Annotated in this window: 8 protein-coding genes; 3 read left to right on the top strand and 5 right to left on the bottom strand. The window is 68.9% G+C overall.

Going from position 1 to position 11,451, the window contains the following annotated elements; all coding sequences use genetic code 11:
* Positions 1 to 247 precede the first annotated feature (247 nt).
* Positions 248 to 1,246, top strand: coding sequence for a porphobilinogen synthase (gene hemB, locus ACFV6H_RS24320; RefSeq protein WP_385545581.1), 999 nt, complete (start codon positions 248 to 250; stop codon positions 1,244 to 1,246).
* Between the two features lie 61 nt (positions 1,247 to 1,307).
* Here the strand turns inward: hemB and ACFV6H_RS24315 are convergent, their stop codons facing one another.
* Together ACFV6H_RS24315 and argS are read right to left on the bottom strand one after the other, a co-directional pair.
* On the bottom strand, positions 1,308 to 2,219 hold the full coding sequence (locus tag ACFV6H_RS24315) for an NAD(P)-dependent oxidoreductase (protein ID WP_385545577.1): 912 nt from the start codon (positions 2,217 to 2,219) through the stop codon (positions 1,308 to 1,310).
* Between the two features lie 166 nt (positions 2,220 to 2,385).
* Positions 2,386 to 4,248 (bottom strand): arginine--tRNA ligase, encoded by a 1,863-nt coding sequence (gene argS, locus ACFV6H_RS24310; RefSeq protein ID WP_385545574.1) that lies wholly within the window; start codon positions 4,246 to 4,248, stop codon positions 2,386 to 2,388.
* A gap of 249 nt (positions 4,249 to 4,497) precedes the next feature.
* Here argS and lysS point away from each other — a divergent pair, with 249 nt between their 5' ends.
* On the top strand, positions 4,498 to 6,321 hold the full coding sequence (gene lysS / locus ACFV6H_RS24305; RefSeq protein ID WP_385545571.1) for a lysine--tRNA ligase: 1,824 nt from the start codon (positions 4,498 to 4,500) through the stop codon (positions 6,319 to 6,321).
* A 67-nt stretch (positions 6,322 to 6,388) separates the two neighbouring features.
* Here lysS and ACFV6H_RS24300 read toward each other — a convergent pair whose 3' ends face one another.
* The 3 genes from ACFV6H_RS24300 to ACFV6H_RS24290 form a co-directional block, all read right to left on the bottom strand.
* On the bottom strand, positions 6,389 to 7,855 hold the full coding sequence (locus tag ACFV6H_RS24300) for a DUF2637 domain-containing protein (protein WP_385545568.1): 1,467 nt from the start codon (positions 7,853 to 7,855) through the stop codon (positions 6,389 to 6,391).
* Between the two features lie 220 nt (positions 7,856 to 8,075).
* The gene (locus ACFV6H_RS24295) at positions 8,076 to 8,834 is read right to left on the bottom strand and encodes a DUF3558 domain-containing protein (RefSeq protein WP_385545565.1); all 759 of its coding nucleotides are present in this window, start codon (positions 8,832 to 8,834) and stop codon (positions 8,076 to 8,078) included.
* 241 nt (positions 8,835 to 9,075) lie between these two features.
* Positions 9,076 to 10,014, bottom strand: coding sequence for a DUF3558 domain-containing protein (locus ACFV6H_RS24290; RefSeq protein WP_385545562.1), 939 nt, complete (start codon positions 10,012 to 10,014; stop codon positions 9,076 to 9,078).
* Positions 10,015 to 10,201: 187 nt separating this feature from the next.
* On the opposite strand from ACFV6H_RS24290, the gene ACFV6H_RS24285 reads away from it, so the two are divergent.
* Entirely contained in the window at positions 10,202 to 11,395 is a 1,194-nt protein-coding gene (locus ACFV6H_RS24285) for an RtcB family protein (RefSeq protein WP_384786716.1), read from the top strand.
* Positions 11,396 to 11,451: the final 56 nt, after the last annotated feature.

Raw genomic sequence — 11,451 nt, 5'->3', positions numbered from 1 at the left:
GGTGGGTGGGGTGGGGCGGGCGGCCCCCGCGGGGGGGGGGGCGGGGTGGGTTGCGGGCTGCCCGCGGGCGGGGGCCCCCCCCCCCCGCGCCCCCCCCCCACTGCGGTTTCCGGCTGCTGTTTCCGGTCGTGGTGTCGGTAAGGCCATGGGATTCCCGGGGCTATGGTCGAAGGTGGTCCGACGGCCGACCGGGCGCCGGCCCGGCCACGATGAAGCGGAACACCAGAGGCGCAAGAGGCGGCAGACGATGACTGTGTACGGATCCTTTCCCGGCTCGCGGCCCCGGCGGCTGCGGGTGAACCCGGTGATGCGGCGGATGGTCGCGGAGACCCGGCTGCACCCGGCGGATCTCATCCTCCCCGCGTTCGTACGCGAGGGAATCGACCGGCCCGTCCCCATCGCCGCGATGCCCGGCGTCGTCCAGCACACGCTGGACACCCTGCGCAAGGCGGCGGTGGAGGCGGCCTCGGCGGGCGTCTCCGGGATCATGCTCTTCGGTGTCCCCGAGGACGCCAAGAAGGACGCGGCGGGCACGGCGGGCACGGATCCCGAGGGCATCCTCCAGGCCGCGATCCGCGCGGTACGGGCGGAGGTCGGCGACGAACTGGTCGTCATGTCCGACCTGTGCCTGGACGAGTACACCGACCACGGCCACTGCGGTGTGCTGGACGCGGAGGGCCGTGTCGACAACGACGCGACGCTCGAACGGTATGCCGAGATGGCGCAGGTCCAGGCGGACGCCGGCGCCCATGTGGTGGGCCCCAGCGGCATGATGGACGGCCAGATCGGCGTGGTCCGCGAGGCCCTGGACACGATCGGCAAGGAGGACGTGTCGATCCTCGCGTACACGGTCAAGTACTCGTCCGCCTTCTACGGCCCGTTCCGCGAGGCCGTGGGCTCCTCGCTGAAGGGCGACCGCAGGACGTACCAGCAGGACCCGGCCAACGTACGGGAGGCCCTGCGGGAGCTGGCGCTCGACCTCGAAGAGGGCGCCGACATGGTGATGGTCAAGCCGGCCCTGCCGTATCTGGACGTCCTGGCGCGTATCGCCTCGGAGGTGGCCGTACCGGTCGCCGCGTACCAGATCTCCGGTGAGTACGCGATGGTCGAGGCGGCGGCGGAGAAGGGCTGGATCGACCGCGACGCGGCGATCATGGAGACCTTGACCGGGATCAGGCGCGCGGGCGCGGGCATGATCCTGACGTACTGGGCGACGGAGGTCGCGGAGAAGCTCGGCGCGCGCTGACGCCGAACGCAGGAACACTGCCTTGATGGGACGCGGGCTGGGCCGGCCTATCTCCTCCGGCCTATCTCCGTCGGTCGAGCAGGTCGGCCAGGCGTGAGAGGCCGTCGTCCGCGTATCCCTCGCCGATCGCACGGTCGAGCAGCGCCTGGAACGGCGCGAAGAGCTCGTCACTGACGCCCTGCGCGGCGAAGGCGGCGAGGAGATTGGGGAACGCCTCCTGGTTCACGGCCAGGCTGGAGACGTTCGTGAGGTGCTGCCCGGAGTCGATGGCCTCGGCCCAGTGAGGCGCGCTGTTCAGCATGGCGCCGACCCAGGGCACCAGGAGCTCGGCGAACTCACCGGCCGGGATGGACTCCGTACGGATCAGGGCGAAGGCCTGGAGCACGCCCGCGACCATGCCGTACATGCCGGTGAGCAGGGACAGGTCGTACAGGGCGGCGAGACCGGGATCGGTGCCGACGTACTTCGTACCGCCGAGGACGGCCAGAGTCTCCTGGTGGGCGTCGAAGGCGGGCCGCGGGCCGCTGTAGAGGATGTACGCCTGCGGGCCCGCGATCATCTGAGGGACGGCCATGATTCCGCCGTCGAGATACTCCGCGCCCTGCGCGGCCGTCCAGTCGGCGAACTCACGGGCCTGGGCGGGAGTGCCGTTGGTGAGGTTGACGACGGTCCGGCCGGCGAGCCGGTCCGCGACGGGTCCGAGGACCGTGGAGACCGTGTCGTACGTGGTGAGACAGACGACGATCAGCGGGCTCGCCTGGACGGCCGCGGCGACGGTTTCGGCGGGCAGGGCGCCCTGGGCGACGAGCGGGCCGGTCTTGGCGGCGGAGCGGTTCCAGACGGTGGTGGAGCGCCCAGCCTGGAGGAAGGCGGCGGCGAGAGCGGAACCCATCATACCGAGACCGAGGACGGAGACGGAGGTGGAGGCCGGGGAGGCTGGGGCGGTGGAGGCCGGGACGGAGTGCGTGGGCATGCCGATGTGCTCCTTGGAGGATTCCTGGAGAGGTTCGTGTCTCGGGATGCTCCCGATCTTCGTTCCGGGCTCCGGAGCTGGCAAGTACCGACTATTCCGTCAGCTACTTACCTCGCGGTAAGCGCTGAGGCTGAGTACGCGCCCACCGCGAGGTGAACGAAAGGCCCTAAAGGCGCTCGGGCGACCGGATGCCGAGCAGAGCCAGGCCCTGCTGGAGCGTGCGGGCCGTCAGATCGCACAGGAACAGACGGTTCTCGACCTGGGCCGGAGTCTCCGCCTTCAGGACCGGGCACTGGTCGTAGAACGTGGTGAAGTGCGACGCGAGCTGGTACAGATACGCCGCCAGCTTGTGCGGCTCGTACGAGGACGCGACCTCGGCCAGGACCTCTCCGAACTCGTCCACATGCAGCCCCAGCGCCCGCTCCGCCGGAGCCAGTGCCAGTTCCGGACGGGCGGCGGGCTCGGTGTCGCCCGCCTTGCGGAGGATCGACTTGATACGGGCGTACGCGTACTGGAGGTAGACCGATGTGTCGCCGTTCAACGAGACCATCTGGTCCAGGTCGAACTTGTAGTCCCGTACCGCCGACGTCGACAGGTCCGCGTACTTCACCGCGCCGATACCGACGTACCAGCCGTTCTCGGTGATCTCCTGGTCGCTGAGTCCGGACTTCTCGGCCTTCTCCTGTACGACCGCCGTCGCCCGCTCGACCGCCTCGTCCAGCAGGTCCTCCAGCCGTACGGTCTCGCCCTCACGGGTCTTGAACGGCTTGCCGTCCTTACCGAGGACCGTGCCGAACGCGAGCTGGACGGCGTGCACCTTCTCGTTCAGCCAGCCGGCCCGCCGCGCGGTCTCGAAGACCATCTTGAAATGCAGCGACTGCCGCGCGTCCACGACATACAGCAGCGTCGTCGCGTCCAGGCTCTGCACCCGGTCGCGGATCGCGGAGAGGTCCGTGGCCGCGTAGCCGTAACCGCCGTTGGACTTCTTGACGATCAGCGGGACCTGATTGCCGTCAGGTCCCTTCACATCCTCGAAGAAGACGCAGAGCGCGCCCTCGGAGCGGACCGCGACGCCCGTCTCCTCCAGGATGCGGCAGGTCTCCTCCAGCATGTGGTTGTAGCCGGACTCGCCGACCACATCGGCGTCGTGGATCTCCATGTCCAGCTTGTCGAAGACCGAGTAGAAGTAGATCTTCGACTCGTCCACGAACCGCTGCCAGAAGGCCCGGGTCTCCTCGTCGCCTGCCTGGAGGGCCACCACCCGGTCGCGGGACCGCGCCTTGAACTCCTCGTCGGAGTCGAAGAGCGCGCGCGAGGCTTTGTAGAGCCGGCTCAGGTTCGACATCGCGGTCTCGCCGTCGACGGATGTATCCGTTCCGGAGCCGCCTGAGCTGTTCGAGTCGCCCGAGCCGCTCTTGTGGTCCAGCTCGTGCGGGTGCTCGATCAGATATTGGATGAGCATGCCGAACTGGGTGCCCCAGTCGCCGATGTGGTGGCGCCTGATCACCTTCTCGCCGGTGAACTCCAGGATCTCGACCATCGCCGCGCCGATCACGGCCGACCGCAGATGGCCGACGTGCATCTCCTTGGCCACATTCGGCTGCGCGTAGTCGATCACGGTCGTGCCCGGCTGCTCCGCGTACGGCACACCGAGCCGGCTGTCCGCCGCGCGGGCCGCGAGAGTCTCGATGATCGCCCGGTCCGTGACGGTGATGTTGAGGAAGCCGGGGCCCGAGACCTCGATGTCCTTGATCAGGTCAGGGACGGTCTGGTCGGCATGGGCGGGCCCGTCCGAGGGCCCATCGGCCTCGGCGTCGGTGGCGGTCAGGGCCGAGACGACCCGCGTCGCCAGCTCACGCGGATTGCCCTTGAGCTGCTTGGCGAGCGCCAGGATGCCGTTGGCCTGGAAGTCGGCCCGGTCGCTTCGGCGCAGCAGCGGGCTCGCGGAACCGGCCTCCGGCAGAGCTGCCGAGAGGGCGTCCGCGATGCGCTGATCGACGGTCGAAGCGAGGGAAGTGACCGAGGCCATGGGCGGGTGCCGTTCCTGTCGGGTGCGGAGAGCTGCGGTGGGCTGCGATGAGAGATGTCTGAGCTGATCTCTGAGCTGCTGTACGACCGTCCGGGCGTGTCCGGGCGGCCGTACGACGCTCTCGGAGCATGTCCCAGTATCCCATGGGCTCTCAAAGCGTTTTCGCTCTGTCCGAGGGACCTGGGACAATGATGGTCACCGGTTCCTCATGGCCACCGGACCTCAGTAGGGCGTAGCAGAAAGAAGGACGTGCCGACCGTGGCTCAGAGCACAGAGACCGACTGGGTCTCCCGTTTCGCGGACGATGTCATCGCCGAGTCGGAGCGGCGTGCGCCTGGCAAACCGGTGGTCGTCGCGTCCGGACTCTCCCCGTCGGGCCCGATCCACCTGGGCAATCTGCGCGAGGTCATGACCCCGCACCTGGTCGCGGACGAGATCCGCAGGCGTGGATACGAGGTCAGGCACCTCATCTCCTGGGACGACTACGACCGGTATCGCAAGGTGCCCGCGGGCGTCCCCGGTACGGACACGTCCTGGGCCGAGCACATCGGCAGGCCGCTGACGTCGGTGCCGGCGCCGGCCGGCTCGGCGTATCCGAACTGGGCCGAGCATTTCAAGGCCGCGATGACCGAGTCGCTGGCCGAGCTGGGCATCGAGTACGACGGGATCAGCCAGACGGAGCAGTACACGTCGGGGGCGTACCGCGAGCAGATCCTGCACGCGATGAAGCACCGCGCGGAGATCGACGCGATCCTCGACCGCTACCGGACGAAGGCCAAGGACACCAAGGACGGTACGTCCACCACCAAGGACGGCGGCACGGGCACCGGGGACACGGGCACCGGGGACAAGGCGAATGCCAAGGTCCCGGCCCAGGCCAAGGGCGGCCGTAAGCAGGTCGAGGAGGCCGAGCTGGAGGCCGAGGAGGGCTCCGGCGCCGCCGCCGAGGACGACGGCAGCGGCGGCTCCGCCGGCTACTTCCCGTACAAGCCGTACTGCGGCGGCTGCGGCAAGGACCTGACCACCGTCACCTCGTACGACGACGAGACGACGGAGCTGACGTACACCTGCGCGGAGTGCGGCTTCTCCGAGACCGTACGGCTGAGTGAGTTCAACCGCGGCAAGCTGGTCTGGAAGGTCGACTGGCCGATGCGCTGGGCGTACGAGGGCGTGATCTTCGAGCCGTCCGGTGTCGACCACTCCTCGCCGGGATCCTCGTTTGTCGTGGGCGGGCAGATCGTGCGCGAGGTCTTCGACGGAGTGCAGCCGATCGGCCCGATGTACGCCTTCGTCGGGATCTCCGGCATGGCGAAGATGTCGTCCAGCAAGGGCGGCGTGCCGACTCCGGCCGATGCCCTGAAGATCATGGAGGCGCCGCTGCTGCGCTGGCTCTACGCACGGCGCAGGCCCAACCAGTCGTTCAAGATCGCTTTCGACCAGGAGATCCAGCGGCTGTACGACGAGTGGGACGCGCTGGAGCGCAAGGTCGCGGAAGGTTCCGTACTGCCGGCCGACGCCGCGGCGTACGCGCGCGCCACGGGCACGGCGGCCGGTGCCCTGCCGAGCACGCCGCGCCCGCTGCCGTACCGCACGCTGGCCTCGGTCGTGGACATCACGGCCGGTGCCGAGGAGCAGACCCTGCGGATCCTGAGCGAGCTCGACCCGGCGCGTCCGCTGACCTCGCTGGACGAGGTGCGTCCACGGCTGGACCGCGCCGAGAACTGGATCACCAGCCAGGTGCCGGCCGAGGCGCGGACGATCGTGCGCGCCGAGCCCGACCACGAGCTGCTGGACTCGCTGGACGAGCAGGCGCGGGAGTCGCTGCGGCTGCTGCTGGAGGGACTGGACAGCCACTGGTCGCTGGACGGGCTGACCACGCTCGTCTACGGAGTGCCGAAGGTGCTGGCGGGCCTGGCGCCCGACGCCAAGCCGACGGCGGAGCTGAAGGTCGCGCAGCGGTCGTTCTTCGCGCTGCTGTACCGGCTGCTGGTGGGCCGGGACACCGGGCCGCGGCTGCCCACGCTGCTGCTGGCGGTGGGCGCGGACCGGGTACGGAAGCTGCTCGGCGCCTGAGCCTGATCGTGCGAGACGGGGTGCGGGAGGTGGGGCGTCGGTCCCTGCTTCCCGTTCCCGTTCCGGCTTACGCGATGTGCTCCTCGTCCAGTTCCGCCTGGTACCGGAGAGGGAAGTCGCGCAGATAGGGCCGGAGAGAACTGTCGGACAGCGGCCCGCCGTTGCGTCCCGTGATGCTGTACAGGTCCATCAGGTAGAGGCCGAACTGACGGGTCGTGGGAAAGACGTTGTTCTCGCTGATGTACTTCTTGAAGGCCGTGTAGTACGCCTCCTCCCTGGGGACGTCATCGGGCAGGTTCGGAGCGGAAAGCTCCTCGTACTGCTCGTTGTCCGGGGCGGGGGAAGCGACCTCGGCAGGTTCGGGCTGCTGCTGCTGCTGCTGCGGCTGCGCCGGCCCGCGCTGCCCGGGCGCTCCGCCGAGCGGGCGGCGGACCGGGCCCGAGGGGCCCTGAGGGATCATCACCGGTGTGGGTTCGAGGCCCTCCACGTACGTGGGGTTGTAGGCACCTTCGTATGTGACCTCCGGGACCGGCTGCGCCGCGAACCACGGGCTGATGTGGTTCGGGGACTCCGGCGGGAACTGGGCCTCGGCATCGGGCTGTTGCTGTTGCTGGTTGGGCTGCTGGGGCTGTGGCGGCTGCTGGGGCCCCGGCTGTTGGCCCTGCCCGTTCTGCTGCGGCTGAACCTGTTGTGGCTGGACCTGCTGGGGATCCGGTATGGGTGCCGATGCCGGAGCCGATGCTTGGGCTTGGACCTGGATCTGGGCTTGCGCCCCGGCGTCGGCGGGTATCTCGGCCCGGGCCTGCGGGAGTTCGGCCATCTGCGGCGCGGGCGGCAGCAGCACCGGTTCGATACCGGCGGCGGCCAGACCCGCGGGCGCGGTGTCCGCGAGCGGTACGCCGTACTTGGCGAGCCGTAGCGGCATCAGTGCCTCGATGGGCGCCTTGCGGCGCCAGTTGCGGCCGAACCGGGCCTGGAGACGCGACTGGTAGATGAGCCGGTCCTGTTCGAGCTTGATGACCTGTTCGTACGACCGCAGCTCCCACAGCTTCATCCTGCGCCACAGCATGAACGTGGGACCGGGCGAGAGCAGCCAGCGGGTGAGCCGTACGCCCTCCATGTGCTTGTCGGCCGTGATGTCCGCGATCCGGCCGACCGCGTGCCGTGCGGCCTCGACGGAGACGATGAAGAGGAGCGGGATCACCGCGTGCATACCGACGCCCAGCGGGTCCGGCCAGGCCGCCGCGCCGTTGAAGGCGATGGTGGCGGTGGTCAGGACCCATGCCGACTGGCGCAGCAGCGGGAAGGGGATACGGATCCAGGTCAGCAGGAGGTCGAGCGCGAGCAGGACGCAGATGCCCGCGTCGATACCGATCGGGAAGACCAGTGAGAACTGCCCGAAGCCCTTCTCCTCCGCGAGTTCGCGTACGGCGGCGTAGGACCCCGCGAAGCCGATCGCGGCGATGATGACCGCTCCGAAGACCACGACCCCGATGAGTATCCGGTGCGTGCGTGTCAGCTGCATCGCGGCCACCCGCGATCCCCTCCCGTAATCGACTCCTTATGACGCCGTGCGGCGCCCGGTGACGCCGTGTTCGACGTCGGGCAGTCGGTCAGGTACTCGACAACCGGCACCCGACGGCCCGACATCCGGCGGGCACAGCCTGGCACATGTGTGCGCATGACGTGGCGCGGGTAGGGGAGCCGGGCCCTCGGAAGAGGGCCGGGCTCCATGGAAAAGCGGAGAAAACGCCCTACTCGGCCTTGGCGGACTCCTGCGCGGCGGACTCGCCGGTGGCGGGCGTCTGCCCGGAGCCGGCGGACACCGCCGCCACCGTCTCCTTTGCCGCCTTCACCGCGTCCTTCGACATGTCGGCGATGCTGGGCGACTTCGCGCCCGCGTATCCCGCGCCGTTGTAGGTCAGGGTCACGACGACGTTCTCCGTACGGGCCACGACCGTGGCGTACGAGAAGTCCTCGTCGGTCTTCTTGAGCGAGTACGTGACGGTCGTCGCCTCACTGCCGATACCGCTCGACGGAGTCGCCTTGAGCTCCTTGGCGCCCTCCGTGCCCTTGGCCCCGGCGACCTCCTTCGCGTAGTACTCGGTGGCGCGCTTGGCGCCGCTGCCGAGTGTCACGTCGGAGTCGTAGCGGGTGAGGGAAATATCGAGCCAGCGGTACTGCGAGCCCTTGACGCCGTTGTCGTCCAGACCGTTCCAGGAACAGCTCGCACGCGCGGTGATATCGCTGGACTTGCCGGCTGTACCGCCCTTGACCTTGGCCTTCGGCACGAGCGAGTCGATCGTCTTGCGGCCGAGCGTCGCGCAGGCGTCGGGCAGCCCGGTGAACTTGGCCGGGGCGACGGTCGCGGACGGCTGGGCGGTCGGGCTCGTGGACGAGCCGTCGGCGTCGCTGCCGCCGCCGGAGCCGGACGAGCAGCCGGCGACGACGAGCATCACCGGAACGGCTGCGCAGGCGAGTATGCGGGTGAGTCGCGAGGCTGATCGGTGCATGGTTCCTTCACTCGGTCGTTCGTCCGGTCGTTCGGCCGGTCATTTGTGCGGCCATTCGTATGGTCATCCGTACGACCATTTGTCGTACGGTCTGATCGGCCACGGTAACCGGCGAGCCGGGGCTGCGGGACCTGAAACCGCTCCGAGGCCGACCCGAAGTCGTCCCGGAGTCGTCCTGTAGCCGTCCTGGAGTCGGAGTCCGTCCCCGGCCGAGGAGCGGCCGGGGACGCGGACGGAGCCGTTACTCGTCGAGCTCCTCGGCGAGTCTCTTGGCCAGTTCCTGGGCCCTGTCCTGCAGTTCTCTGCTGTCGGGTGCGCCGGCGGCGAGCGCGGGCTGCTCGGTGTACCGGACGGTCACGATCACATTGGATGTGCGGAACACCACGCTCACCGTGCGGTGCTGGGCGGCCGAACCGGAGCGCGCGAGGACGTCATTCAGGAAGGCGGCGTCGCCGAGGCCGTCCAGGAGGCGGGGCTCCAGGCCCTCGGCGGGCGGGGTCTCGGAGGGCGATCCCGCTGATCCGGGCGATCCGGGCGATTCCGAGGTGCCGCCGGAGGGAACGGCCGACGAGGAGGGGCCGGTCTGTGTCGTTGTATTCGGATTCGTACCGGTATTGGGGTCGCTGTTCTTGGGATCGGTGGCCGATCCGGTGGCGGGGGACGAGCTGCCGGGCGTACCGGGCGTACCGGCCGTACCGGGCGTGGATCCGGTGCTCGTGCCGCTCGGTGGCGGCAGCGCGGCGGAGGTCTCCTTCTTCGCGTAGACCTCCTGCGCCCGATCGTCGTCGCTCACGGCCGGGTCGTACGACACCACGCGTTCCAGATCGATCACGAGCTGGTGGGAGGCGTCGGTGTCGTCGGCCTTCCAGCTGCAGCCGACGCGGCGGTCCGTGTCGTATGTCACGGCGGCCGTGCCTCCGTACACCTTCGCCTGCTGGTCCTCGGGGAGCGAGGCCGCGCCGGGGAGCAGATCCTTGAGCATGGAGCGCGGTACGGCGCCGCAGGGCTCGCGGAGCGTGCGGTACTTGCCGGGGGCTGCCGCGGTGGCGGCGGTGGGACTGCCCGCCTTGGGGTCGGCGGCCGAGCCGTCGTCCGCGCCGCTGCCGGAGCAACCCGCGACGACCGCCACGAGGAGCGCCGCCAGGCCGGGTAGGTACGCGTGTCGCGCCTTGGGCTGCACGGTCCCGGGCTCCCTTCTGTACGGGGTTCAGCGCGGGGTTCCGCGCGAAAACTGCTTGCCGCCGGATGGCGGTCGATGGACACAATGTCTATCGCACGCACCGCCGTCGACGCTGGTCGGCTGTCTCCTTTGACGGTCCTGGTTCCGGTTTTTGCGTTATTCAGACTTTCGGGGGAATCGAGGGGTTATGTCGTATGTAGAGATACCGGGCGCGAAGGTCCCGATCCGTATGTGGGCGGATCCCGCGGCGGTCGACGAGGGTGCGATGCGGCAGCTCCACAATGTTGCCACTCTGCCTTGGATCAAGGGCCTGGCCGTCATGCCGGACGTCCACTACGGCAAGGGCGCGACGGTCGGCTCGGTGATCGCGATGCACGGCGCGGTCTGCCCGGCGGCGGTGGGCGTGGACATCGGCTGCGGAATGTCCGCGGTGAAGACGTCCCTGACGGCGAACGACCTGCCGGGCGACCTCTCCCGCCTCCGCTCCAAGATCGAACAGGCCATCCCAGTGGGCCGCGGCCTGCACGACACCCCGGTGGACCCGCACCGGCTGTACGGCTTCCCGACGGCGGGCTGGGACGACTTCTGGGAGCGGTTCGGGGGAGTGGCGGATTCGGTCAAATTCCGCGAGGAACGTGCCACGAAACAGATGGGAACGCTCGGCGGAGGCAACCACTTTGTCGAGTTCTGTCTCGATGAGTCAGGATCGGTCTGGCTGATGCTCCACTCCGGATCGCGGAACGTCGGTAAGGAGCTGGCCGACCACCACATCGGCGAGGCTCAGAAGCTGCCGCACAACCAGGGTCTGGTCGACAGGGACCTGGCCGTCTTCGTCGCGGACACTCCGCAGATGGCGGCGTACAGGAACGATCTCTTCTGGGCGCAGGAGTACGCGAAGTACAACCGCGCGATCATGATGGGACTCTTCCAGGACGTGGTCCGCAAGGAGTTCAAGAAGGCCAAAGTGACCTTCGATCCGGTCATCTCCTGCCACCACAACTATGTGGCGGAGGAGCGTTACGACGGCATGGATCTGCTGGTCACACGGAAGGGAGCGATCCGCGCGGGCAGCGGGGACTTCGGCATCATCCCGGGCTCGATGGGCACCGGTTCGTACATCGTGAAGGGCCTCGGGAACGTGGCGTCGTTCAACTCGGCCTCGCATGGTGCGGGCCGGAAGATGAGCCGTAGTGCGGCCAAGCGCCGCTTCTCCACGCGGGACCTGGAGGAGCAGACGCGAGGTGTGGAGTGCCGTAAGGACGCGGGCGTGGTGGACGAGATCCCGGCCGCGTACAAGCCGATCGAGCAGGTCATCGATCAGCAGCGGGACCTGGTGCAGGTCGTGGCGAAGCTGAAGCAGGTCATCTGTGTGAAGGGCTGAACGTCGAGCGCGTCGGGCGCGCTCGCGTTTGGTCAGCGGGAGGACCGCCTCCTTTG

The sequence above is a fragment of the Streptomyces sp. NPDC059743 genome (assembly GCF_042732975.1).
Taxonomy (GTDB): Bacteria; Actinomycetota; Actinomycetes; order Streptomycetales; family Streptomycetaceae; genus Streptomyces.
Note: the sequence above shows the minus strand (reverse complement) of the source record. Positions and strands in the feature narration are given on the sequence as shown.